Below are 22,347 nucleotides of genomic sequence, written 5' to 3' on the forward strand. Positions count from 1 at the left end.
CTAGTTGCTGTGGGCCAGCGGTAGGGTCACGGTGAAGATCGCCCCGGCATCATTATCAACATTCATTGTGCCACCTAGTCGCAGTACCGCTTGCTGGACGAGGGCTAGACCCAGTCCGCGTGGCTGCGATCCTATTTTGGTGCTGACACCAAAACGAAGTAGCTGATCCAAGAATTCTGGTTCAATACCAGGCCCGGAGTCGGCCACGGAAATGATCAGCTCATCGTCGTCCGCAGTAACTTCCACCCACACGGTGGCTTCGGCGGTGCCCACCGAAACATCCAGAGCGTTATCTAGCAGGTTGCCCACGATCGTGACCATGTCACTGGCCGCAAACGCGTCGGGCGGGATGACCCCCTGGGCAGTGATATCCAATTTGAGACCACGTTCGTGCGCTTGGGCGGCCTTGGCTACCAGCAAGCTGGAGAGGTACGCATCGTCGATGGAGTTCACGATCGCGTCGGTCAGTTTTTGTGAGTGCTGTCGATCATCCACCGCAAAAGCTAGTGCTCGGTCGCTTTGACCGTTTTCGATCAGCGTCGCGATGGTATGCAGGCGGTTGGCGTGTTCATGGGTTTGCGCTCGCAGGGCGGTAGAGAAGGTTTTCAGCGACTGCACTTCGCCGGCGAGTTCCTGCACCTCGGTTAAGTCGCGCAAGGTCAGCACTTGTCCGGTCAGTGGCTGCATGCCAAACCAGCGCAGCGGTGCGCGTCCCCGGCCAGGAAGGCGCGTATTGGCCAGGCGTGCTGGTCCTTGAGATATGGACAGGACCGTCCGGGTGCCCATATGGATTTCGTCTTTACAACTACGTCCGGTGGACATTAAGGTGCGCAGAGTTTCGGGCATGCGCACCTGGCTTGGATCCAGTCCTGAGCTAGGGACTTGTTCGGGAAGGTCAAGTAGTCGCGCTGCCTCCTCGTTGTACAAGACGATTCGGTGGCGTCGGTCAAGTAGCACAAGTCCTTCTCGCACGGAGTGCAGTGCGGAGAAGTAGAAGGCGTAGAGTCGGCGCAGCCCGTTGGGGCCGAAGCCTAGGGTCGCTTGGTTGACATAGCGTGAGAAGGACCAGGAAGTGAAACCGGCGAGCAGTAAGGCCAGTGCGGAAACCATCAGGATTTGTGGCAGCTCGCCGCGGTAGATGCTCTGCAGGTTCTCAAGGGTGATGCCGGTAGCTACGAGACCAACAAGTTTCCCATCGTGGTACACCGGAGCGATGGTTCGCACCGACTGTCCCAGAGTACCCAGCGCAATCTCGTTATAGGTCTCACCATCCAGCGCCTGTTGGGTGGAGCCAGCGTATTTTTGGCCGATGCGGTTTGGGTCTGGGTGGGTGACACGTACGGTGTCTGGGGTCATGATCGAAATGAAGTCCACACCCTGGCCACGATCCAAAATTTTGTTGGTGTAGGGCTGTAGTTCTTGTGCCGGGTTTTTACCGGCCAGCGCATTAATGACAAAGGGGTCGTTGGCTAGGGTGATGGATATTGTGGCCACGGTCGCCTGTTTGTCATCGAGGATGACCCGGGCCTGTTGCTGGTAGGTGGAGACGGCCATACCAATAACAACGAGGAAGACCACAAGCATTTGGGCAGCAAAAATAAGGATCGCAAAAGACCACCCACTGCGCCGTAGCGGAGCGGGGACGGCATCGTTATGCGCCTGTTGGGGCAACGACAGGTCGGTGAAATGATCTGTCATGTCGCTCTCCTTTTCTTGCGGTGAACTGCTTTAGAGTGCTAGCGCGTGACCAATATGAACGCAATAGAGATGCAGATCACCTAGTCGCGCAACATGGAACAGAACGATTCTACGTAATACCGGCTTGGCAACGACGCCAGGGGCCGTTACATGCGCATATTGAGGGTAGGACGAACCACATGACTGTCACTGATGACATGACGCCGGGTAGCAATGGCGCCCAGGCCGGACCGAAGAAAAAAGACAAAACTCACTGGCTCTACATTATGGTCATTGTCGCCGTTGTGCTCGGCGCAGCAGTAGGCCTGATCGCCCCTGAACTTGGCAAGTCGTTGAAGCCAATTGGCACCGCGTTTGTTGCCTTGATCAAGATGATCATCGCACCGGTGATTTTCTGCACCATTGTTTTGGGAATTGGCTCGGTAGCTAAGGCCGCTACTGTCGGCAAGGTTGGTGGCCTCGCGCTACTTTACTTCGTAGTGATGTCCACCTTCGCGCTGGCGGTTGGCCTGTTTGTTGGTAACCTCGTTCACCCGGGTGAAGGCCTGAAGCTTAAGCCATATGAGGAAGCTGCTGCGACCCAGTCGAATTCCACCGTCGACTTCCTGATGTCGCTGATCCCAGGGGACCTTCCGGTTCTGCCTACCTTGGTTGTTGCTTTGCTGGTTGGCTTTGCCCTGCAGGGTCTGGGCAAGAGCGGCGAGCCAGTACTGGTCGCTATCCAGCACATCCAGAAGGTCGTCTTCCGCATCATGATGATGATCATGTGGGTCGCTCCGATTGGTGCATTCGGCGCCATCGCCGCCGTGGTTGGTGCTACCGGCTGGGCCGCGATCGGTTCCATGGCAATCCTCATGGGTGCTTTCTACGTCACCTGTGCACTGTTCATCATCGTCATTCTTGGTGGCATTCTGCGTGCCTTCACCGGTTTGAACATCTTCCAGCTGCTGAAGTACCTGGCTCGTGAATACCTGCTGATCTTCTCCACCTCGTCGTCCGAGTCGGCATTGCCACGACTGATCGCCAAGATGGAGCACGCCGGTGTTTCGAAGCCTGTTGTTGGTATCACCGTTCCAACCGGTTACTCCTTCAACCTCGACGGCACCGCCATCTACCTGACCATGTCGGCATTGTTTGTTTCCACCGCGATGGGCATGCCAATGAACATTGGTGAGCAGATCGGCCTGTTGGTCTTCATGATCATTGCTTCTAAGGGTGCCGCCGGTGTGACCGGTGCAGGTCTGGCCACCTTGGCTGCAGGTCTGCAGGCACACCGCCCTGAGCTGCTTGATGGCATGGGCGTGATCGTGGGTATTGATAAGTTCATGTCCGAGGCTCGTGCACTGACCAACTTCACCGGCAACGCTGTTGCTACCTTGTTGATCGGTAAGTGGACCAAAGAGCTGGACCTGGAGCAGGCTAAGGCCGTGCTAGCCGGTTCACGTCCATTCGACGAAAACAGCGTCGAAGGCCACTGAGGCAAGTGCGCTAGTAAAACTAACCGCCACCGCTAAGGATTTTTCTTAGCGGTGGCGGTTTTTTTATCGCCCCCAGATTGGCATAGAGCTACCGTGGCTGCAATATCGAATAGCCTGAGAGCATGAGCGCAGATCAGCACATTGCGGGGCAACCCCTGAGCATTATCGAGCAAGAACTAGTAGCATTCGCCGCCCATAGCATCGATGAGGTCACCGATGCCCACGTTGGTGGCGACGGTGTGCACACCATGGGAGCGGCGGTGCTGGACGCTAGCGGTGCCATGTACCCGGGCGTGAACTTCTATCACTTCACCGGTGGTCCCTGCGCCGAGCTAGTGGCTCTTGGCTCAGCGCGTGCCAACGGAGCATACGATCCGCAAGTGATCGTCGCGGTGGGTAACGAGGGACGGGGGATCAAAAACCCCTGTGGTCGCTGCCGACAGATTATGGCCGATAACTATCCATGGATCCGAGTGATCGTTGTACAGCCTGAGGGACCGCGCACTGTAAGCATTAACGCGTTACTGCCACTAAATTTTGACTGGAACGCTGAGCAGGCCTAGAGCGCCGTATTCGACCGGAGCCGGCGTACAGCTGGCTTACAACATTTGAGTTAAGGTTCAAGGTAAAGGCTCGCCGTAAAGGAACCCAAAACGCCAAGTTCTTTTGCTTAGACCGATAACCTTGAGTTGAGCTTACAGCTCGAAGAATTAGGTAGATCGAACGGGAAGTGTGGTTAACCCATCGTGAGCGAGGAACAGGGAAGCAAGCACCGTGGCGCAGGGATGCTCAAGGAGCCCCGCCCGGTGGGCCCAACCGGTAAGCCGTTGACAGATTTCCCGGTGCCAGCACCGTTGCCATCGCACGGGCCAGCCCGTGTTATTGCCATGGTCAACCAGAAGGGTGGCGTGGGTAAAACCACCTCCACCATCAACTTGGCTGCGGCGCTCGCCGAATACGGCCGTAAGGTACTTTTGGTGGACTTTGATCCACAGGGCGCCTTGTCTGCTGGCTTTGGTACCAACCCGCACGAAATGGACATCACCGTCTACAACGTGCTGATGGACCGTCAGGTGAAGATCACCGATGCCATCTTGAAGACCGATGTGGAAAACATCGACCTGTTGCCAGCGAACATTGACCTGTCCGCTGCAGAAGTGCAGTTGGTCAACGAGGTCGCCCGTGAGCAGGTGCTTGAACGCGCTCTGCGCAACGTCATCGACGACTACGACGTAGTACTAATTGACTGCCAGCCGTCCTTGGGTCTGCTCACCGTCAACGCACTGACCGCTGCCCACGGTGTGATCATCCCATTGACCGCAGAGTTCTTCGCACTGCGTGCCGTGGCCCTGCTGATGGAAACCATCGACAAGGTCAAGGATCGTCTGAACCAGGTCTTGGAGCTGGACGGCGTTGTTGCAACCATGTACGACGCGCGAACCCTACACAGCCGTGAGGTCATCACCCGCTTGGATGAAGCCTTTGGCGACAAACTCTTCGAAACGGTCATCAAGCGAACCATCAAGTTTGCCGATGCCAACGTGGCCGCTGAACCAATCACTAGTTACGCTGCGAACCACCCCGGCGCCGAGGCCTACCGTAACCTGGCTCGCGAGCTGATTTGGCGTGGTGGCGCCCCGTAATGAGCAACACGCTCACCGAGCAAACCGCCAACGATTCCACCGAGCCAGCACAGACTGAGCCGGAATCGTCTGGCGGTTTTCGCCTTGCCCTGCAAAATTTTAACGGTCCCTTTGACGTCCTACTTCACCTGATAACCCAGCGCGAGCTGGATATCACCGAGGTGGCTCTGGCGCAGGTGACCGACGAATTTATCGCCTACCTTCGAGAACTGCAAGCCAGTGTCACCGAGGGTAGTGACGGGATGAAGGTGCTCGATGAGACTACCGAATTTTTGGTAGTAGCCTCCACGCTTCTAGATTTGAAAGCCGCCCGGCTGCTGCCGCGTGGCGAGATGGCTGACGAAGAAGACTTTGAACTGCTTGAAGCCAGAGACCTCTTGTTTGCCCGACTTTTGCAGTACAAGGCCTTTAAGCAAGCAGCCGAGTTTTTGGGGGAGCAATACCAGAGTGAAGGCTCGCGGTATCCACGCGAAGTTTCTTTGGAACCAGAATTTGCTTCCCTGCTTCCTGAATTAATTTTCACCATTGGCCCCGACGCCCTAGCTGCGCTGGCCGCCTCAGCACTAGCCCCTAAGCCTGCGCCAACCACCGAAGTTGGCATCGGACACTTGCATGGGGCCAACGTGACAATCGCTGAGGAAGCTGAGTCGATGACCGCGCTGCTCGAAGCACGCGGCCCGCTGGATTTCCGCGAATTGGTGGCTGATGCCTCAGCGCATCTGGTGGTGGTAGTACGTTTTCTGGCATTGTTGGAGATGTTTAGGCAACGAGCGATCAGCTTTGAACAAGTTGATCCGTTGGGACCACTGCGCATTAGCTTGCTTTTAGAGTCCAGCTTTGATGCCCAGTCGGTTCAAGATGAGTATGAGGGGAGCGCGGGTGAGGTGAATCATGAGTGAGATTGCACCCATTGACCAGCTGCCAGGAGGCCTAGAATCGGGCCTCGAAGCGGTACTAATGGTCGCCGATATCCCCGTAAGTTCGGCACATTTGGCACAAATCTTCCAGGTACCAATTGAGCGGATCGCCCAGACTTTGGAGAAGTTGGCTACCGAGTATGATGGAAAGGATCGCCCGCGCGGATTTGAACTGCGTCGTGTCGCCTCCGGGTGGCGTTTCTATACGCGTAGCGATTACGCCGATTTCGTCTCCAGCTTTGTGCTCGATGGGCAGAGCGCGCGCTTGTCGCAGGCCGCCTTGGAAACACTGGCTGTCATCGCATACCGACAGCCGGTCTCGCGTGGACGTATTTCGGCGATTCGAGGTGTGAACGTCGATTCTGTAGTGCGCACATTGCTCACTCGCGGATTGATCACGGAGTATGAGGAAACTGGAGATGGTGGAGCAACGCTCTACCAGACCACCGAATACTTCCTGGAACGACTGGGATTGGGCTCGCTAGATGAGTTGCCTGCGCTATCCCCGTATCTTCCTGGGGTGGCCGATCTTGAATCGCTCGATTCGGCAACCTACGACGATTAAGAAACTGCCAGCAGGCAGCTACACCGGACCAACCACGCGTGATGCCCCTAATCGACGGGACCGCGCAGCGAAACGTAACAGCAAGGGACACAGGCAAGCATGAGCAGGGGATCTTCCTCCGGCCGCACACCACGCGGCAACAATTCAAACTTCGGCGGCAAGCCAGCAGGCGGCCGCGGCAAACAGGGCGGCAAGTCCTTCGGCGACAAGCCGTACGACAAGTCCGCCTCCGGCAAGCCAGGTGCTCGCAGCAACTCGGCCAAGTCAGATTCGGCACGGTCGGATTCGACCAAGTCGGGCTCGGCAAAGCGCAATACTGCCGCACCACGCAAAAACTCCGAGCGCGCCTTTGGTAAGGAACGCTTCGGCAATTCCGTACCAAACACCTACGCTCGTCCGACCCAGCGCGCTCGCGCTCAGGCCCGTGCTGAAAGCCAGGCTAACCGTCAGGAGCACGGCGAGTCACAAGACGGCATCCGCTTGCAGAAGGCCATGGCCAATGCAGGTGTTGCATCACGTCGTGTCTGCGAAGAGATGATCACCGAGGGCCGCGTTGAAGTTAACGGTCAACTGATTGTTGAACTTGGCGCCCGCGTTGATCCAGCCAAGGATTCCATCCACGTTGATGGCATGCGTATCCAGGTCAACCAGACCAACCGCTACTACGTGTTTAACAAGCCAAAGCACGTAATGAGCACGATGGATGACCCAGAGGGTCGTCGCACCATCGCTGACTACTTCAAAAATGAGCACCACGCTCAGCGCTTGTTCCACGTCGGCCGCCTTGATTACAAGACCGAAGGCGTGCTGATCCTGACCAACGACGGCGAGCTAGCTAACCGTCTGCAGCACCCAAAGTACGAGGTGCCAAAGACCTACCTGGTGCAGATCCCGGGCCCACTGCCACGTGCAGTGAGCAACGAGCTGCGTGAAGGTATTAAGCTGGAAGACGGCTGGATCAAGGTTGATGACCTGAAGATCATCGCCACCACCCCTAAAAACGTGATGGTTGAAGTGACCTTGCACTCTGGTCGCAACCGTATCGTGCGACGCATGTTTGACGCTGTGGGCCACCCGGTTCAGCGTTTGGTACGCGTAGCTGTTGGTCCCGTACTACTCGGAGATCAGAAGCAGGGCACCATCCGCTCCCTGGGCAACCAGGAAATCGGTCACCTGATGGCCATGGTGGGGATGTAACTAATGCCCTCTTCTCACCTTGCCGGCCCAGTTCTGGTCATCGGCACCGGGCTGCTGGGCACCTCGGTGGGATTAGGACTGCGCGCCAAAGGCCTGCACGTATACCTCTCGGATATTTCGCCAACCGCCGCTGGGGTAGCCCAGGATATCGGGGCTGGTGTGCTCCTTGAAGCGCGCACCATCGCTCCGGAACTTGTGGTGGTGGGCGCTCCGCCGGATGTCACCGCAGCCTTGGTTGCTCAAGCACTCTTGGATTACCCCAACGCCACGGTGGTTGATATCGCCAGCGTTAAGGGATCTATCCTTGCCGCTGTGTTGGCCGATGGGCGACTGGGAGAGCGCGAAACTTCGCGCTACGTGGGTACACATCCCATGGCAGGGCGAGAGAAGTCCGGCCCGGCAGCAGCTCGTGGTGAACTCTTCACCTCAATGCCGTGGGTTATCTGCGCGCATGAAGGTGCAGATGCCTCGCGGGTGAAGGTGGCAGAGTCTTTGGCTATCGATCTGGGTGCGACCATGCACCGGATGAGCGTGACCGAGCACGATGAGTCTGTGGCTTTGATCAGTCACTTCCCGCAGGCTGCCAGCTCGATGATTGCTTCGCGATTGCTCGACGCGCAACCACACCAATTGGCTTTAGCCGGCAACGGATTGCGTGACACGACGCGAATCGCCGCTAGCGATGAGAAGCTGTGGATTCAGATCTTTGCGCACAACGCCGCCGCATTGGTGCCCATCCTTACCGGGATGAAAGAAGATTTGGATCGACTGATCAACACGCTGCAAGAACCGAAGGCCCCTGGAGCTTTGCTGGATTTGTCGCAGTTGATGAGTGAAGGTAACGCCGGTAAGGCCCGCATTCCGGGCAAGCACGGCGCACCACCTCAAGCTTTTGCACTAGTGACTGTGGTGATCGATGACCGTCCAGGTCAGATCGCTCAGTTGCTAACTGAGATTGGCCAAGCGCAGATCAACATCGAAGATTTGCGTATGGAACACTCTGCCGGACATCAGGTTGGTCTGGTGGACGTTTCGGTGATTCCAGGCCGCCGCGACGAACTAATTGACGTATTGACCACTAACGGATGGAAAGTAGCCCAGTGAGCACCTTGAACAACGACACGCTTGTCATCGCCATCGACGGCCCTAGCGGCTCTGGCAAGTCTTCGGTCTCCAAGGCCGTCGCCCGCGAACTGGGTGCCGTCTACTTGGATACCGGTGCCATGTACCGTGCGATCACTTACTCGGTGCTCGATGCTGGAACCGACCTCACCGACGCTCACGCTATCGCCCAGGCGGTGCGAGACGCGCAGTTGGAAATTTCCGTTGACCCGGATGCTGAGCTGGTAAAGATTGGCGGGGTCGACGTGACGCAAGCCATTCGTGAACCACGCATCTCCGAGCAGGTTTCCGCCGTAGCAACCAATCTGGATGCCCGCGCGGAGCTGGTTCGCCGTCAGCAGGAAATCATCAAGGCAAACACTCGCATTGTGGCTGAAGGCCGCGACATCACTACCGTTGTTGCACCGGATGCTGATGCGCGTATTTTGCTCACCGCGTCAGAAGAAGCACGACTGCGTCGCCGCGGTCTGCAGCTCGGTGGTAGCCAGAACGACTCGCAGCTAGCCAACCAAGTGCTGGCCCGCGACGCCAAGGATTCCACCGTAGTGAACTTCACCCAGGCTGCCGATGGAGTCATGACCGTTGACTCCTCGGACCTAGATTTTGAACAAACCATCGCCGCAGTGCTTGACGCAATCAACACTGCAACGAAAAACTAGCCTCAAGCTGGTGCCCATCCTCGGCGAGAGCCGATGAAGATTACGATCGCTGTGAAGGGAAAATCATGAGCGAGAACAACTCCACCCACGACGAGGAATACATCCCCGTTGGAGACGACGATATCGCCGAGCGCCTGGCCGAACTGAGCGAGGAAGAAGCCGCCATTCGTGCGCAGGCTCTGCTCAGCGGACTGGAAGATTACGATCTCGACGAAGAAGACTCTGCCTTACTGGCAGGCCTCGACGCATTTGACGACGAGGATAAAGACGTAGTTATCCCGCCGGTTCTGGCGGTTATTGGACGTCCAAACGTCGGTAAGTCCACTTTGGTCAACCGTATTTTGGGTCGCCGCGAAGCCGTGGTTGAAGACACCCCAGGTGTTACCCGTGACCGTGTGTCCTACTCCGCTGAGTGGATGGGCCGTCCCTTCACCGTTGTTGATACCGGTGGCTGGGAGCACGATGCCAAGGGCATCCACGCTTCGGTAGCCGATCAGGCCGAAATCGCTGCAGACGTAGCCGACGCAATTCTATTTGTTGTTGACTCCCACGTTGGAGCCACCGCAACTGACGAAGCTGTGGTGAAGATGCTGCGCAAGAAGGGCAAGCCTGTCTTCTTGGTCGCCAATAAGGTTGATGACTTCAACCAAGAAGCCGAAGCAGCTGTGCTGTGGGGCTTGGGCTTCGGTCAGCCATGGCCAGTTTCGGCCCTGCACGGTCGCGGTACCGCTGACCTGTTGGACGCCGTCATGGAGAAGCTACCTGAGCACTCGGCTTTTGGTGGTTTGATTCCTTCCGGCGGCCCACGCCGTATTGCCTTGATCGGACGCCCAAACGTGGGTAAGTCCTCGTTGCTGAACAAGCTTGCTGGTTCCGAGCGTGTGGTTGTTGACGAGTACGCCGGTACCACCCGCGACCCAGTGGATGAATTGATCGAACTGGGCGGGAACATCTGGCGCTTCGTGGATACCGCTGGTATTCGCCGTCGTCAGCACATGGCTGTTGGCTCCGACTACTATGCTTCATTGCGTACCCAGACCGCTCTGGAAAAGGCCGAAGTTGCCGTGATCCTGTTGGCCGCCAACGAGATCGTTTCCGAGCAGGACGTGCGCATCATCCAGCTGGCCATCGAAGCTGGCCGTGCCATGGTCATCGTTTACAACAAGTGGGACGAGGTGGATGAGGACCGTCGTTACTACCTGGATCAGGAAATCGATCGCGACCTCGCGCACATCGAATGGGCCCCACGGGTCAACATTTCTGCCAAGACCGGCTGGCACAAGGACAGGCTTGTTCCTGCATTGAACACGGCTCTGGATTCTTGGGATAAGCGCGTTCCAACGGGCAAGCTGAACGCTTTCTTGGGTGAACTCGTAGCTGCGCACCCGCACCCAGTACGTGGCGGTAAGCAGCCACGCATCCTCTTTGGCACTCAGGCTTCGGCCCGTCCGCCACGTTTTGTGCTGTTCACCACCGGGTTCCTGGACCCAGGTTACCGCCGGTTCATCACCCGTCGTTTGCGTGAAACTTTCGGTTTTGAGGGCAGCCCAATCGAGGTTTCGATGCGTATCCGTGAGCGTCGCTCACGCAACCGCTAAAGTTCGAAATTAGCCCTTCACTTGGTGTAGGGTGAATATGGAGCTTTTGCAGACGGCACCCTTAGATCTCACGACTTGGGGGATAACGGCTGCGGAAGCATCGGGCTATGGCGCAGCTTGGTAGCGCGCCTCACTGGGGGTGAGGAGGCCGTGGGTTCAAATCCCGCTAGCCCGACCGATTCGGCCCCGGTAACGCAAGGAAGTTACCGGGGCTGTTCCCAAAAAGTAAAAATGTGTTCCCATGGGCCAACTAAAATAGCCCTATGGCAAGCATTATTGAACGAAAAAACAAGGCCGGAGTCGTTACCCGGTATCAAGTGAAGTGGCGAGAAAAAGGCCAACAACACAACGATTCTTTCGACTCTCTGGCCAAAGCCGAGATGTTCAAGAAGGTGCTCGAACTCAACGAGCACGACGGCGACAAAGCCTATTCCCAGATCCTCCGTACCGCCTCGCGTGCCCCCTCAATCGAGCAGGTTGCAGTCCAGCACTTACGGCGACTATCCGACATTACTGTTCACACGATGCACACCTATGAACGGATGATCGAAAACCACTTCAAAGGCAACATAGGCGACATTCCGTGCGACATGCTCTCAGAAGAGGATATTGCTGAATGGGTGATGTGGATGCGAGGGAAAGACCTCTCGCCTAAGACCATCAAAAATGTCCACGGGTTCCTGTACTCGGTCATGGGTACGGCGATCTACAAAGGGCATCGACCAGATAACCCCTGCGAGCACACGCGCCTCCCGAAGAGCGACCACACCGAGGACAAAACGACTTTTCTCACCAAGGCGGAGTTTGCTCTAATCCTGAGCCATTTGGATCAGTATTTTCACCCGTTCTTCCTCCTGTTGGTCGGGACAGGAATGCGCTTCTCTGAAGCCACTGCCCTACAGCCAGGGGATTTCTCAGACGAACAAGGCACGTACACAGCACGCGTAACTAAGGCCTGGAAACGCGACGATAAGAACGGTCGCAAGATCGGCCCGCCAAAAACTGAGAATGCGCGCCGAACAATTCCACTCACCGCAGACCTGGCCAAGAAGATCGCATTTCAGGTCAGTATCACCGAACTAGACGAATACGTGTTCACCATGAAAGAGGGTGGAGCGGCGACCGTCCAAGCAATGCATAACAAGGCTTGGAAGCCAGCCCTCAGGGCCGCTAAGAAGAGCGGCCTGAAGAAATCGCCACGCATTCACGACCTGCGCCATACGTACGCCTCGTGGATGCTCTCAGGGGATAACCCGATGAGCATCTTCGAGCTGTCGCGCCTCATGGGGCATGAGTCAGTGAACACCACGACGAAGGTCTATTCGCATCTCATGCGCGAGTCGCTAGTCAAGGGCGCTGACGTCATGGGCAACGCTATGTCAGGGCTCTTCAACATCCAGACCGTCAAAAAGGTAGAGCAGAGCAAAGCTAAGGCAATCGAGCAGTAGGCAGTATGTGCAACCCCGCTAGGTCTGGTGATCTGGCGGGGTTTTATTGTTGCTTAAACGTTATGGTCATTTATTGCACACTCTTGATTTTCTCGCGTACCATTCTTAGTGTTTGCATAAAATAACCTGCGCATTCCCCGTAGGTGATTGACTAAGGAGAGACCTTGACCATTCAAGCACCAGTGAAAACTGGCAGTGGTATGGGCGTTGCTTCGCTCGTTCTGGGCATTGTGGCTGTTATTTTCGCTCTGATTCCGTTCGTTGGAATCGTAGCCTTCTTTATCGGCGGGGTCGGCCTTATCTTAGGCGCTATCGTGCTGTTCCAGAAGAACCGTAAGAAGGGCGTTGCGATTGCTGGCGTAATCCTCGCGGTGGCCTCATTCATTATTGCTGGCGTTGTTACTAGCGCGACAGCAACCGCCGTAAGTGACGCAATGAATGAATCCGGCGTTTCGGTGGATACTCAGACACCTGAATCCAAGGCGGGTGAAGAAGCGGCTGTTGCAGACGAGAAGTCTGATGATGTGCCGACCGAATACAAGTCGGCTCTCAAGAGCGCGGAAAACTACAATAGCGTTGCACCTCTCAGCAAGCAGGGGTTGCTTGACCAGTTGAGCAGCGAGTATGGAGACAAGTTCTCGAAAAAGGCCGCTCAGTACGCAGTCGATAACGTTGATGCTGACTGGAAAGAGAACGCGGTGAAGTCCGCAAAGACTTACCAGGAGACCATGAGCATGTCACCGAGCGCAATTCAAGATCAACTATCCAGTTCAGCTGGAGACAAGTACACGAAAGAAGAAGCGGCTTACGCTGTTAAGCAGTTGGACTAGCTTTTCCCTGACAAAACCCCCACCTCAAACGTGGGGGTTTTGTCATTTAACGCGAAGGTCAAAATCAGGTAACGATTTGTCGCTGACGCCGACTTGTTTCGGTCATTGTCTGAAGCTGGGTGTAAGCTGATTTCAACCTCTCATTCGAACAAACTTTCGAACTAATAGGAGAATATAGTAGTGCCCCAGAGCATTGACCAGATGACCGAACTTATGAATTCAATTGACCCGAACGTACTTGCCGCAGAGTGGAATCTCTCCCGAAATGCAGTAAGGTCACGCCTCAATGGAGAACGTGACCTTACCTTGTCGGAGGTTGGCGCTCTGGCCGACCTGGTGGGTATTGACTTGCTATTGCATTCTCTCGGTCGCTCTTTTCATGAGAACCATCGGGTCTATTCCTAGACCCTCTGATAATGCTGCCAGCGTAGGGATGTCTATTTCCCGTTTGCCGGTTAGGTAGCGCATAACAGACTGTTCCTTCAGCCCTGAGGCATCTGCCAACTGGGCGTAGGTCCAGTCTTTTATTTTTCGCTCACCTTGCAATTGCTCACGTATTACGCGAGGGAGATTGTCCTTGTAGGTTCCCATACGGATAACTATAGCATCAAATTGGACAGTTCGACTATCCAAATTTATGGAATTACAAGCTTGCAACTATCCAAATGGTAAGTTACGCTATTCATATGGACACAACAACTAAACGAGTCATCGAAAATATTCGTGGCGTATCGAAGTTCTTGCGACGATCAAATAAGAACATCGCGGAAACTGTTGGGATTGCGATTGCCACCTACGATCGAAAGATCAATAAGACGGGCGCATTCACCATTGAAGAATTTGCAGCAATCGCAGACACCCTGAAGGTGACTCCCATTGATCTCTTTTCAAAGGACCTGGCAACGCTCATTGATGAACTGCCAGATTTACTCACGGAGGCAGCGTGACCGCCGCCCCTGAGTATCGGACACCGGCAGACGTCGCCAGCATCCTCGGGATTAGCCGCCAAATGGTCTACAACAAGATTCATTCCGGCTCATGGGAATGCACGAAGATCAGCGACAGAACCTACCGGTTCGATGAAGAGCAGTTCGAGCGAATCACTTCAGGCCGAAACACGCGGCCTATGAAATCGAACCGCGCACGGTTCGAGGCAGCACTCAATAAAATCGCCTAAATCTAGGCACTAGCTCATTCGAGCACCTTCGCCCCACAGTCTGGGCAACCATTCACACTAAGTCAGCCGTTTGGCTGCAAGCTCACCAGTTTTAGAAAGGTCTAATTGTCATGCCCAAAAACATGATTCCCCCGTTCGTTCAGCTCAAGAAGATGTTCAAGGAATGCGCTGTTGCTGCAGGGGAGAAGCTTTCTGATAGGAACGCGCACCGTATGGCGCAGGGTTTCATGTTGTCGAATGCTTGCGAGTGTTCTGAAGATGAACAGTATTTCCTTGCTCATTCGGACGGCACGGGCGAGACGGCTGTGAAGAACGCGCTGATTGATTACATCAATAGGTTTGGTTCTTTGAAGCCTCGGGCGGTGACGGTGTGAATCCGACTGTTGAGCGTTTACTTACGGCTGTTGAGCGGTTGGATGCGGAGATTGTTTGTTTGCATCCTCGCACTCACCGCGACCGGCTAATTGTTTTGGCTGGCCGTCGCGTTCATATTGCCGACCAGTTAGACCGCCTAGGCATTGCTGTATCTAAGCCGGGAATTCCGGCGCACTCATAAAGAAAGGTTGCAACATGAGTTTGCAAGTATTGAAGGGATGATGTTCAATGCCGAGAAAATCGGAGAATGACGATTGGGATCGACGGCCTAGATGCAGAATGAGCCAATTGTCATGGGCGCGGAGGAATCGCTAAGACGCATCGTTTGGATTTGCGGGATTTCAATGATTTCCCGCGCCAATAATCCACCACAAGCTTTTCTGAATTCGCTGCAATAGTCCGCACAGAAGTGATTTTTACATAGTCGTTTGGCTTGTGGGGCGTACTGACCCCACGGCTATACGTGGTTCCTCCCCACCCATCAGGCATTGTTAAAAATCCAATGGTGAGCGTTTCATGACTGGTATTCGTCAGCAGCCATGAGTCATTTTCGAAATGCTCAATTTTCCAATCTTGCCGAGTAAGTCTTAACTTCCAGTCTGTCCTGAATGATCGCCAAGCACCGTAACCGCCGAGCAATATCGAGCAACACCATGCGACCCATTCGGCCCATTCCCATTCGTTCACAAGATGAACAATACCCAAAAACGAAACCTGCTAGAAGCAACCTAGCGGGTTTTGTCATTCCAGAAAGGAAATCATGACCCCCAGTGAGGCAATTATTGCCATTTGCATGCTCGCGTCGTTTGTTTTCATGACGGTGGCCGGTAATTATGCGATCAATTCGAAGGCGGAATCGGAACGTGCAAAAGACGCTCTTCGCCGGATGAAGAGAGCCGAAGGTGAAAATTCTCTTGCCGGGGAATCTGAGCAGACCCGAATACGGAAATTGAAGTCTGAGCACCCGGATGAATGGTGATAGGGAACGGCTCAAGCGGACGAACCGCGTAGAACTTATCGGAATTCACGAGTTCCACCACGATAATTTCCTCAACTGTGGTATTCGTGAGCATCACTTTTCGCCCCGATTTTAGGGCTACCGTTGTGGCTTTCAATGGCGGCAAGCTGAGTCGTTCAACGAGTTTACGTAGTTCGGTAGCGGTTGATTCGGCAGCTTCTACTCTACGGTCTGCGTTAGCTTCTGCCTTTTCGGCAGCTTTACGAGCTTTCCCGGACTTGTTCGCCGACCACCAGGACCAGATAGCGAATAGCAAGGTCAAAACAGTGAGCCCGACCATTATCCAAGCATCCATAGTTATCGGTGCTGTTGCGGTCTCGACGGGAGTCATTGAAGGTGATTGAAAGATCATGCTCCCAAGTATCCCAAATAAAAGTAAGGCCACCAGGTGCGAACTGGTGGCCTTTGTTGTTCCTGAAAGGAATTCATCATGATCAGTTTACCCGCGCCGGTTCCGGCGCTTGAGCCTGTGACTATCGGCGGTTTGCCAATGTCTCGCGTGACTGTCCGCATCAGTAAGTGGCATAACCCTTTTGAGCTGTACCTGATTTGCGCGGGCGCACGCTTCTACGTGGCTGATAACCGGCTTGGCAAGGGTTGGATTTTCCGGCATAAGTCGCTTGCTCGTTGCATCGAATTTGCGACGGCTAAGGCGAACGCTTACGTGCGCACTGAATGGGCAGCGTTCAACCGTAAGAAGACACTCAATGGTTAGCACGGTCGGGTTGCCGGTTCCGATGCTTTTTGAGTCTTCGAAAGAAGAGTTTTTCGAAGCGTTTTTGAACGCGGTTGCTGAGCTGATTGGTGAGGCGCGGCCGTTCACTAACGATGACGTTCGTAAACGCCTGGACAGTGAGCCTCGCGAATCAAATTGGTACGGGGCAGCCATGGGGCGTGCTGTTGCCGAGTTTTCGCTTATTGAAGTCGGCTATAGCAAGTCGCGCACTAGGTCACGTAATGGCGGGCGCCTGATTCTTTGGGAGCCACGGAAAGAAAGGTCTGAATCATGAATGACGAAGAAATGTCGTGGGATGCATGGCTGTGGGTTCTAGGGCTCGCGGGCGTTGCGGTGGGGTTGGGCATCTGCTCATTCGCCCTTCTAGGAATCGTCTTAGGGGTTGAAGCGTGAGCGACCTAGGGCACGCCCAAATCGTAGAAATCCTGAAGGGTGAAGCGCTCAATGAAGCCGCTACGGGCTGGCTTTCCGACCTTGCCCGCCGTGGCCTTACGTGGAATGACCGGGGCGAAATTATCGTCATTGGCGACTGGTTCGGCTCGGTAGACGTTGGACACCTTGCTGAAGTGGTGGAACGCATGGTCAGTGAGCATGCGAACGCTCGCATTGCCCGCGTTGAGTCCTTGGTTCGGTATCTGGAAAAACTTGCGGACGGCGATAAGCATTACGCCCGACTGATCAAACGCGCCTTAGACGGCGACGAAATCAACACAACTACTTAGGAGAAATCAAACATGTCAAACAGTCTTCCAGGCAACCCGCACGCGTTCGCCGCTGCCGATGCGTTGCGAGATACCCCAGTCTCGGTTGAAGAGGCATACAAGCATCTAGCCCAAGCGACCACACAGGCGGCCTTGTCGGTTGCTTTCGAGATTCGTACACAGACGCTTCTTCAGGCGAATCTTCACAACCGGCGCGAGGCAACTCGCATGCATGGCGGGAATTTCGAGGGCATGCCCGAAGACGTTCGCGAAATGATCAGGGAACAAGGCGCACTGATTGACGAACGGTTGGGGAACGAACTGTGAGCCGGTACCCGCACCCGTACCAACAGCATTGCGATTCCGATTGCGGTTGCTGTGAACCTCAAGCCGATTCAAACGAATCGGCTTTTTCTATACCCGAAAGTGAGAACGACATGCCCCTAGAAATCTTTGACAAGATCGAGCAGGGAACAGACGAATGGTTTGAACAACGACGTGGACTGGTAACCGCGTCGGCGGTCGGTTTGCTGATCACCACTAAGACGATGAAGCCCGCGAACAACGACACTTCGCGAGGTCTAACCCGTTCACTTGCCGCCGAACGAATCACCGGATTTGTTGAGCCGTCTTTCAGCTCACGCGACATGGAGCGTGGAACATTGGATGAACCTCTAGCCCGCGACAAGTACAGCGAACACTATGCTGAAGCCCGCGAGGTTGGTTTTATGACTCGCGAAATCGGCGGCTACAAAATCGGGTATTCGCCAGACGGTCTTGTTGGTGAAGACGGGCTAATTGAAATCAAGTCTCGGCTGCAGAAGAAGCAGCTCGAAACAGTTCTTGATGATTGCGTGCCACCCGAAAACATGGCTCAAATTCAGTGCGGGCTACTGGTTAGCGGGCGCGAATGGTGCGACTACGTGAGCTATTGCGGTGGCATGAAGCTCTACGTCAAGCGCGTCTACCCAATCCAAGAATGGCAAGAGGCAATCAAGCGCGCACTTGTGGCCTTCGAAGAGAACGCTGAAGACATGATCAGTGAATACTACGAACGCACCGCTTCGATGCCCGACACTGAGCGCGTGGACCATTACGCAGATATTGAGGCTTGGTAACTCATGGATTGGTCAACAGCCTTCGATGCTAAGTCTGACCAGCTGAACGCGATTGACCTTATTACTGGTCCGCGCACGTTCACGATTGAGTCAATTAGCAAGGGCAATAGTGATCAGCCGATGAACATTCATTTGGTTGACCTGCCTGGGCGTGCGTACCGGCCTTCGCTGACTATGCGCCGGTTCATGGCGAAAGTTTGGGGCCGTGTTGATAACTGGATTGGAAAGCAACTAACCCTGTACCGAAACCCTGAAATCAGGTTTGGCAAGGACAAGGTTGGGGGCATTGAAATCAGCCATGTTTCGGGTATTGAGAAGCCTATGACGTTCTTGCTACCGGGTGCGCGTGGGGCAAGGTTCAAGAACTATAAGGCTGAACCGTTGACGGTGACCGCAGTTAGCGCGGAGCCGACTATCACGCAAGAGCAGTGGGGCGTATTCGAGCAGGCCGCAAACAATGTTGGCGTCCAAGCCCCTGCCCAGTTTGCGGCGCAGGTACTTGCCAGACCGTTGAACGGACCGCACGAAATCACTTTGCACGAATACGCCGTTATCACGGAGAAACTAGGAGAAAACACGAATGTCTGACATGACGGTTATCGGTAATCTGGCCGCCGATGCTGAGTTGAAGGTGACGCAATCCGGCGCACCTTATTTGAAGTTCCGTCTCATGGAAAACAAGTCACGCAGGCTCGATGACGGTTCCTACGAAACACTAAAATCGCAGGGTTTCAACGTAACCGTTTGGGGTTCGTTGGGTGAGATGCTTTTTGAACGTGGCCTTAGGGAAGGCGACCGGGTAAAGGCGGTTGGTGAATTTTGGTCACGCGATTACGACAAGCAAGACGGTTCGCCGGGCGTTGCCATGGACTTCACCGCCTGGGGTGTTCATCCGTTCGATAAGGGTCGCGACCGGCCTACCCCGCAGCAACAACCGCCAGCGCATCAGAGTGGTGGCTATGGTGTTCCGCAGAGCTCGCAACAACCTACACAGCAAGGCGGTTGGGGCAACCCTCCACAGCAACAGCAACAGCAACAGCCTCAACAGGGCGGCGGGTGGAATCAGCCACAACAGCAACAGCAACCGCCCGCGCAGAACGCCCCGCAACAAGGTGGGGGATGGAACGCCCCAGTATTCGACCCTTGGACCGCTTCAGGCAACCCCGGCGAAGGTTGGGGAAACCAGCAGTAACACAGAGCCGTAACAGGCTCTTTTTTTATACCCAAAAACGGGGCTAGCCGAAACGGTTAGCCCCGTAGAACAAGTTAGGAAAACTTTGTCAGGCGTTGTTCTCTACTCAAAACCCGATTGCGTTCAGTGTGATCGAACCAAAAAGTTGTTCGAAACGAAAGGCGTTATCTACACCGAAGTTGACCTTGCTAAGGACACGGACGCGTTCAAGTTCGTGACTGAAAAGCTCGGCTATTCTTCGGCCCCCGTTGTCGTGACCGAGAACGACCATTGGTACGGGCTTAGGCCGGACAAGATCAGCCAAATAAACCAAACCTTGTAAACCAAAAAACAAGCTTGAAAGGCACACCAAATGCACGCACCAAACAAACGCGGAAAAATCGCCGTGGCAGTCGCCGGAATCCTCGCGTTCGGCCTCGCACTTGCCGGATGTACGAATGCCGAAATGGCTTCGCACAACCTGAGTAAAGACGCTGACCATTTCGAAGTCAATCGGCGAATCGTCATGTTCAACGGAATCACGGACAAGTACCTGTTGAGCATCGAAGGCCATTGTTCAATCAAGGACGCAAACGAGCAGCTTGAAGTGACTTGCCGTTTGGCCGACAACCAGTACAAGAAGCACATTCTTGGGCTGAGCGACAACGTGTCCTATTTCGTTGAACAGATGGAATCGAACGATGTGAGCGTCTATCACTACAAGGTCATTTTCAAGCCAGAAACAATCGTGCCTGATTTAGAAATGCAGACCGGCAAACAGTAACTAGAAAGGTTTCCACCATGGACGCATTGAGCATCATTCTTACAATCGGCGCTGTTATCGCCGGGCTAATAATCCTTTGGGCGGTTATCGCCCTAGTCTTCTGGCTGTTCTTCCGGCGCTCATTTGTCCGGTTCAACGACCGAGCCGACGAACGTCACGAAGTGTTCCGGCGAAGCAACGGATTCTTCTAAACCACTAACCGCCCACCGAGGCGGTTTTTTCTTGCCCGAAAGGCCGGGGCAACTCGCCCCGGCCTCAACCAAAGGAATCAGACATGACCAAAATCAACGAGCTGGAAATCAAGAATTTTCAGAAGATCGAAGCCGCCCGTGTCGCCCCGTCGAATCACCTAATCGTCTTCGCCGGTAAGAATGCACAAGGCAAAAGTTCGGCGCTGAACGCCATTGAGGCGGCTCTTACCGGGCACAATTCACGCAACAACCCGCGCCCAATCCGTGAAGGCGCTAAACGCGGTTCAGCGAAGATAACCCTTGATAACGGGTTGACCATTGACCGCCGTTACACGTCTTCAGGTACAACGCTGACTGTGAAGTCTGAGGACGGTGGGAAACATGGTCAGTCGAAACTTTCTGACCTTATCGGCAACCTTGGTATAGACGTTTCACAGTTCACGATTCTGGGGGAGAAACAACAGCGGGCGGCGTTGTTGGATGTTGTCCAGTTGCCGTTTAGCCCTTCAGAGTTGGATGCGCGCCGAAAGAGTGTCTTTGATTCTCGCACGGATGTAAACGCGGAGGTTCGCAAGCTAACCGCCCTGGCTAACGACTTGCCCGCAGTGTCGCCCAACGTGCCTGAGGTTGAAGTCAGTTTTGCTGAGCTCGCTGAACAGTTCCGGCAAGGCGAAGAGCTCAACCGGCGAATTGATCAGGCTGACGAACGCGTGACAGATGAGGCTGGCGAAGTGAACCGCTTGAGGTACGAACTTCAATTAGCTGAGAGCCGTCTTCGCGAGGCGCGAGAGCATGCGTTAAGCGCACCCGAGCGGGTAGACACTGAAGCGATTCAGGTGCAGATCAACAGCATCGAAGAAACTAACCGGGCGGTGCGCGACAACAACCGGGCGAAACGCGTACGCGACGATTTGGCGGGCGCGCAAGCATCAGCCGACAAGTTGACCGCAACCCTAGAAGAAATCGACCAGACAAAGAACGACGGGCTAGCACAGGCAATCTTCCCCGTGCCCGGCCTCGCCTTTGACGAAGAAGGGTTGCTTTACAACGGCGTACCGTTCAGCCGGGCAAGCGACGCTGAGAAAGTCCTTGTCTCGGCAGCCATGATGATAGCTCGCGAACCTGAGCTACGAACGCTAATCGTTCGCAACGGCAACAACCTGGACGAAGCTCACCTGAACGAGCTTCGACTCATGGCCGAACATCACGACTTCCAAATCTTCGTTGAACTAGTCGCCGAAACCGGCAACTTTGAGTACGTCTTCCACGAAGGCAACCTAGCCGAATAACCGCCCCCCCCAACATCAGAGGCCGTTCGCATTCTTGCGGGCGGCCTTTGGTGCACCCAGACCAGAAAGAGAAATGAACGATGACGCAAGGAAATATGCCTTCGCGGTGCGTCGAATGCGATTCGCTCCTACACATGGTAGTCCGATGAACGAAAAACCATGTTGCCCAGAATGCAAAGGCTCGGCGCCTTGGCACTTTTGCAAGAACAAATACGTGAACTACCGCCAGCCCGGTTGCAAATGCCACCAAAAGCAAGACCGCCTATCCCGCCTCAAAGAAGCCCAGCTTTACCGCGACCCAACCCCCGGCCAAGCGATAGGCAACGTCATGAAAGGCATCAAGAAATGACCACACCTCAAAAGCAAGCCGACGCTTTACGGGCGCTCGCGAACCTAATCGAATTTGGTAACGCACCCGGCAACGACTACCGCCCAATCCCGTTGCACACCTGGCTAGCGTTCCGCAACGACAAAGAACGCCAACAGTTCATTCGTAAAGCCAAATTTTCGGGCTTTGAAATACGCGCCACCGAGTCAGAAAAACATGTCAGCGTCACCCATGGCGGGCCAATCCAAACAGCTGGCCTCGAAATCACTTTGACCGTACCGGCAGAAGAAAAGGACTCCTAAAC

30 protein-coding genes and 1 tRNA gene are annotated in these 22,347 nt (G+C 54.8%); 28 read left to right on the forward strand and 3 right to left on the reverse strand.

Features of this window, described 5'->3' with window-relative positions:
* Positions 1–1,698 (reverse strand): sensor histidine kinase, encoded by a 1,698-nt coding sequence (locus EYR88_RS00090; protein ID WP_131087721.1) that lies wholly within the window; start codon positions 1,696–1,698, stop codon positions 1–3.
* A 179-nt stretch (positions 1,699–1,877) separates the two neighbouring features.
* Here EYR88_RS00090 and EYR88_RS00095 point away from each other — a divergent pair, with 179 nt between their 5' ends.
* The 12 genes from EYR88_RS00095 to EYR88_RS16180 all read left to right on the forward strand — a co-directional run bounded on the left by EYR88_RS00095 (position 1,878) and on the right by EYR88_RS16180 (position 13,155).
* Positions 1,878–3,176, forward strand: a complete 1,299-nt coding sequence (locus EYR88_RS00095) for a cation:dicarboxylase symporter family transporter (protein ID WP_131087722.1) — start codon at positions 1,878–1,880, stop codon at positions 3,174–3,176.
* A gap of 122 nt (positions 3,177–3,298) precedes the next feature.
* Positions 3,299–3,739, forward strand: a complete 441-nt coding sequence (locus tag EYR88_RS00100) for a cytidine deaminase (protein ID WP_131087723.1) — start codon at positions 3,299–3,301, stop codon at positions 3,737–3,739.
* Between the two features lie 222 nt (positions 3,740–3,961).
* Entirely contained in the window at positions 3,962–4,819 is an 858-nt protein-coding gene (locus EYR88_RS00105; protein WP_207306493.1) for a ParA family protein, read from the forward strand.
* Entirely contained in the window at positions 4,819–5,718 is a 900-nt protein-coding gene (locus EYR88_RS00110; protein WP_131087725.1) for a segregation/condensation protein A, read from the forward strand. Before EYR88_RS00105 ends, EYR88_RS00110 begins: the two co-directional genes overlap by 1 nt.
* Complete coding sequence (gene scpB, locus EYR88_RS00115) at positions 5,711–6,301, forward strand: SMC-Scp complex subunit ScpB (RefSeq protein ID WP_131087726.1); 591 nt, start codon at positions 5,711–5,713, stop codon at positions 6,299–6,301. Before EYR88_RS00110 ends, scpB begins: the two co-directional genes overlap by 8 nt.
* A gap of 99 nt (positions 6,302–6,400) precedes the next feature.
* Positions 6,401–7,498, forward strand: a complete 1,098-nt coding sequence (locus tag EYR88_RS00120) for a pseudouridine synthase (RefSeq protein ID WP_131087727.1) — start codon at positions 6,401–6,403, stop codon at positions 7,496–7,498.
* A 3-nt stretch (positions 7,499–7,501) separates the two neighbouring features.
* On the forward strand, positions 7,502–8,602 hold the full coding sequence (locus EYR88_RS00125) for a prephenate dehydrogenase (protein ID WP_131087728.1): 1,101 nt from the start codon (positions 7,502–7,504) through the stop codon (positions 8,600–8,602).
* Positions 8,584–9,279 (forward strand): (d)CMP kinase, encoded by a 696-nt coding sequence (cmk, locus tag EYR88_RS00130; protein WP_131087729.1) that lies wholly within the window; start codon positions 8,584–8,586, stop codon positions 9,277–9,279. The genes EYR88_RS00125 and cmk overlap by 19 nt, the downstream gene beginning before the upstream one ends.
* Positions 9,280–9,344: 65 nt before the next feature.
* Entirely contained in the window at positions 9,345–10,877 is a 1,533-nt protein-coding gene (gene der, locus EYR88_RS00135) for a ribosome biogenesis GTPase Der (protein ID WP_131087730.1), read from the forward strand.
* A gap of 101 nt (positions 10,878–10,978) precedes the next feature.
* Positions 10,979–11,052, forward strand: a tRNA-Pro gene (locus EYR88_RS00140).
* A gap of 88 nt (positions 11,053–11,140) precedes the next feature.
* Positions 11,141–12,325, forward strand: coding sequence for a site-specific integrase (locus EYR88_RS00145; RefSeq protein ID WP_131087731.1), 1,185 nt, complete (start codon positions 11,141–11,143; stop codon positions 12,323–12,325).
* A 164-nt stretch (positions 12,326–12,489) separates the two neighbouring features.
* Positions 12,490–13,155: an Ltp family lipoprotein gene (locus EYR88_RS16180; RefSeq protein WP_242632419.1), complete on the forward strand. Its 666-nt coding sequence runs from the start codon at positions 12,490–12,492 to the stop codon at positions 13,153–13,155.
* Between the two features lie 351 nt (positions 13,156–13,506).
* On the opposite strand, the gene EYR88_RS00155 is transcribed toward EYR88_RS16180, so the two are convergent.
* Positions 13,507–13,746: a helix-turn-helix transcriptional regulator gene (locus EYR88_RS00155; protein ID WP_131087732.1), complete on the reverse strand. Its 240-nt coding sequence runs from the start codon at positions 13,744–13,746 to the stop codon at positions 13,507–13,509.
* A gap of 95 nt (positions 13,747–13,841) precedes the next feature.
* Between EYR88_RS00155 and EYR88_RS00160 the strand changes: the two genes are divergently transcribed.
* The 3 genes from EYR88_RS00160 (at position 13,842) to EYR88_RS00170 (ending at position 14,706) form a co-directional block, all read left to right on the forward strand.
* Positions 13,842–14,102: a hypothetical protein gene (locus EYR88_RS00160; RefSeq protein ID WP_131087733.1), complete on the forward strand. Its 261-nt coding sequence runs from the start codon at positions 13,842–13,844 to the stop codon at positions 14,100–14,102.
* Positions 14,099–14,332: a helix-turn-helix domain-containing protein gene (locus EYR88_RS00165; protein WP_131087734.1), complete on the forward strand. Its 234-nt coding sequence runs from the start codon at positions 14,099–14,101 to the stop codon at positions 14,330–14,332. The genes EYR88_RS00160 and EYR88_RS00165 overlap by 4 nt, the downstream gene beginning before the upstream one ends.
* A gap of 110 nt (positions 14,333–14,442) precedes the next feature.
* Entirely contained in the window at positions 14,443–14,706 is a 264-nt protein-coding gene (locus tag EYR88_RS00170; RefSeq protein ID WP_131087735.1) for a hypothetical protein, read from the forward strand.
* An 840-nt stretch (positions 14,707–15,546) separates the two neighbouring features.
* Here EYR88_RS00170 and EYR88_RS00175 read toward each other — a convergent pair.
* The gene (locus EYR88_RS00175) at positions 15,547–16,077 is read right to left on the reverse strand and encodes a hypothetical protein (protein ID WP_131087736.1); all 531 of its coding nucleotides are present in this window, start codon (positions 16,075–16,077) and stop codon (positions 15,547–15,549) included.
* Between the two features lie 78 nt (positions 16,078–16,155).
* Between EYR88_RS00175 and EYR88_RS00180 the strand changes: the two genes are divergently transcribed.
* The 13 genes from EYR88_RS00180 to EYR88_RS00230 all read left to right on the forward strand — a co-directional run bounded on the left by EYR88_RS00180 (position 16,156) and on the right by EYR88_RS00230 (position 22,345).
* On the forward strand, positions 16,156–16,440 hold the full coding sequence (locus tag EYR88_RS00180; RefSeq protein ID WP_131087737.1) for a hypothetical protein: 285 nt from the start codon (positions 16,156–16,158) through the stop codon (positions 16,438–16,440).
* Positions 16,433–16,735: a hypothetical protein gene (locus EYR88_RS00185; RefSeq protein WP_131087738.1), complete on the forward strand. Its 303-nt coding sequence runs from the start codon at positions 16,433–16,435 to the stop codon at positions 16,733–16,735. The genes EYR88_RS00180 and EYR88_RS00185 overlap by 8 nt, the downstream gene beginning before the upstream one ends.
* Entirely contained in the window at positions 16,732–16,854 is a 123-nt protein-coding gene (locus EYR88_RS16325; protein WP_278184777.1) for a hypothetical protein, read from the forward strand. Before EYR88_RS00185 ends, EYR88_RS16325 begins: the two co-directional genes overlap by 4 nt.
* A complete protein-coding gene (locus EYR88_RS00190) occupies positions 16,851–17,183 on the forward strand; it encodes a hypothetical protein (RefSeq protein ID WP_131087739.1) in 333 nt (110 codons plus the stop codon). The genes EYR88_RS16325 and EYR88_RS00190 overlap by 4 nt, the downstream gene beginning before the upstream one ends.
* A 12-nt stretch (positions 17,184–17,195) precedes the next feature.
* Positions 17,196–17,489, forward strand: a complete 294-nt coding sequence (locus tag EYR88_RS00195; protein WP_131087740.1) for a hypothetical protein — start codon at positions 17,196–17,198, stop codon at positions 17,487–17,489.
* A gap of 110 nt (positions 17,490–17,599) precedes the next feature.
* The gene (locus EYR88_RS00200; protein WP_131087741.1) at positions 17,600–18,280 is read left to right on the forward strand and encodes a lambda exonuclease family protein; all 681 of its coding nucleotides are present in this window, start codon (positions 17,600–17,602) and stop codon (positions 18,278–18,280) included.
* A gap of 3 nt (positions 18,281–18,283) precedes the next feature.
* The gene (locus EYR88_RS00205) at positions 18,284–18,868 is read left to right on the forward strand and encodes a hypothetical protein (protein WP_131087742.1); all 585 of its coding nucleotides are present in this window, start codon (positions 18,284–18,286) and stop codon (positions 18,866–18,868) included.
* On the forward strand, positions 18,861–19,472 hold the full coding sequence (locus EYR88_RS00210) for a single-stranded DNA-binding protein (RefSeq protein WP_131087743.1): 612 nt from the start codon (positions 18,861–18,863) through the stop codon (positions 19,470–19,472). Before EYR88_RS00205 ends, EYR88_RS00210 begins: the two co-directional genes overlap by 8 nt.
* 85 nt (positions 19,473–19,557) lie before the next feature.
* The gene (locus tag EYR88_RS00215; RefSeq protein ID WP_131087744.1) at positions 19,558–19,794 is read left to right on the forward strand and encodes a glutaredoxin family protein; all 237 of its coding nucleotides are present in this window, start codon (positions 19,558–19,560) and stop codon (positions 19,792–19,794) included.
* Between the two features lie 30 nt (positions 19,795–19,824).
* Positions 19,825–20,235, forward strand: a complete 411-nt coding sequence (locus EYR88_RS00220) for a hypothetical protein (RefSeq protein ID WP_207306444.1) — start codon at positions 19,825–19,827, stop codon at positions 20,233–20,235.
* Between the two features lie 17 nt (positions 20,236–20,252).
* Positions 20,253–20,426: a hypothetical protein gene (locus tag EYR88_RS15965; RefSeq protein ID WP_165477243.1), complete on the forward strand. Its 174-nt coding sequence runs from the start codon at positions 20,253–20,255 to the stop codon at positions 20,424–20,426.
* Positions 20,427–20,509: 83 nt separating this feature from the next.
* Complete coding sequence (locus tag EYR88_RS00225) at positions 20,510–21,715, forward strand: ATP-binding protein (RefSeq protein ID WP_131087745.1); 1,206 nt, start codon at positions 20,510–20,512, stop codon at positions 21,713–21,715.
* A 345-nt stretch (positions 21,716–22,060) separates the two neighbouring features.
* Complete coding sequence (locus EYR88_RS00230; RefSeq protein ID WP_131087746.1) at positions 22,061–22,345, forward strand: hypothetical protein; 285 nt, start codon at positions 22,061–22,063, stop codon at positions 22,343–22,345.
* Positions 22,346–22,347: the final 2 nt, after the last annotated feature.

The sequence above is a fragment of the Arthrobacter sp. S41 genome (genome assembly GCF_004320535.1).
GTDB lineage: Bacteria > Actinomycetota > Actinomycetes > Actinomycetales > Micrococcaceae > Glutamicibacter.

Bases quoted from the DNA above. Each gene is read 5' to 3' on its own strand.
- EYR88_RS00090 (WP_131087721.1), bottom strand. From the start codon at position 1,698: ATGACAGATCATTTCACCGACCTGTCGTTGCCCCAACAGGCGCATAAC.
- EYR88_RS00095 (WP_131087722.1), top strand. From the start codon at position 1,878: ATGACTGTCACTGATGACATGACGCCGGGTAGCAATGGCGCCCAGGCC.
- EYR88_RS00100 (WP_131087723.1), top strand. From the start codon at position 3,299: ATGAGCGCAGATCAGCACATTGCGGGGCAACCCCTGAGCATTATCGAG.
- EYR88_RS00105 (WP_207306493.1), top strand. From the start codon at position 3,962: ATGCTCAAGGAGCCCCGCCCGGTGGGCCCAACCGGTAAGCCGTTGACA.
- EYR88_RS00110 (WP_131087725.1), top strand. From the start codon at position 4,819: ATGAGCAACACGCTCACCGAGCAAACCGCCAACGATTCCACCGAGCCA.
- scpB (WP_131087726.1), top strand. From the start codon at position 5,711: ATGAGTGAGATTGCACCCATTGACCAGCTGCCAGGAGGCCTAGAATCG.
- EYR88_RS00120 (WP_131087727.1), top strand. From the start codon at position 6,401: ATGAGCAGGGGATCTTCCTCCGGCCGCACACCACGCGGCAACAATTCA.
- EYR88_RS00125 (WP_131087728.1), top strand. From the start codon at position 7,502: ATGCCCTCTTCTCACCTTGCCGGCCCAGTTCTGGTCATCGGCACCGGG.
- cmk (WP_131087729.1), top strand. From the start codon at position 8,584: ATGGAAAGTAGCCCAGTGAGCACCTTGAACAACGACACGCTTGTCATC.
- der (WP_131087730.1), top strand. From the start codon at position 9,345: ATGAGCGAGAACAACTCCACCCACGACGAGGAATACATCCCCGTTGGA.
- EYR88_RS00145 (WP_131087731.1), top strand. From the start codon at position 11,141: ATGGCAAGCATTATTGAACGAAAAAACAAGGCCGGAGTCGTTACCCGG.
- EYR88_RS00155 (WP_131087732.1), bottom strand. From the start codon at position 13,746: ATGGGAACCTACAAGGACAATCTCCCTCGCGTAATACGTGAGCAATTG.
- EYR88_RS00160 (WP_131087733.1), top strand. From the start codon at position 13,842: ATGGACACAACAACTAAACGAGTCATCGAAAATATTCGTGGCGTATCG.
- EYR88_RS00170 (WP_131087735.1), top strand. From the start codon at position 14,443: ATGCCCAAAAACATGATTCCCCCGTTCGTTCAGCTCAAGAAGATGTTC.
- EYR88_RS00175 (WP_131087736.1), bottom strand. From the start codon at position 16,077: ATGATCTTTCAATCACCTTCAATGACTCCCGTCGAGACCGCAACAGCA.
- EYR88_RS00180 (WP_131087737.1), top strand. From the start codon at position 16,156: ATGATCAGTTTACCCGCGCCGGTTCCGGCGCTTGAGCCTGTGACTATC.
- EYR88_RS00185 (WP_131087738.1), top strand. From the start codon at position 16,433: ATGGTTAGCACGGTCGGGTTGCCGGTTCCGATGCTTTTTGAGTCTTCG.
- EYR88_RS16325 (WP_278184777.1), top strand. From the start codon at position 16,732: ATGAATGACGAAGAAATGTCGTGGGATGCATGGCTGTGGGTTCTAGGG.
- EYR88_RS00195 (WP_131087740.1), top strand. From the start codon at position 17,196: ATGTCAAACAGTCTTCCAGGCAACCCGCACGCGTTCGCCGCTGCCGAT.
- EYR88_RS00200 (WP_131087741.1), top strand. From the start codon at position 17,600: ATGCCCCTAGAAATCTTTGACAAGATCGAGCAGGGAACAGACGAATGG.
- EYR88_RS00205 (WP_131087742.1), top strand. From the start codon at position 18,284: ATGGATTGGTCAACAGCCTTCGATGCTAAGTCTGACCAGCTGAACGCG.
- EYR88_RS00210 (WP_131087743.1), top strand. From the start codon at position 18,861: ATGTCTGACATGACGGTTATCGGTAATCTGGCCGCCGATGCTGAGTTG.
- EYR88_RS00220 (WP_207306444.1), top strand. From the start codon at position 19,825: ATGCACGCACCAAACAAACGCGGAAAAATCGCCGTGGCAGTCGCCGGA.
- EYR88_RS15965 (WP_165477243.1), top strand. From the start codon at position 20,253: ATGGACGCATTGAGCATCATTCTTACAATCGGCGCTGTTATCGCCGGG.
- EYR88_RS00225 (WP_131087745.1), top strand. From the start codon at position 20,510: ATGACCAAAATCAACGAGCTGGAAATCAAGAATTTTCAGAAGATCGAA.
- EYR88_RS00230 (WP_131087746.1), top strand. From the start codon at position 22,061: ATGACCACACCTCAAAAGCAAGCCGACGCTTTACGGGCGCTCGCGAAC.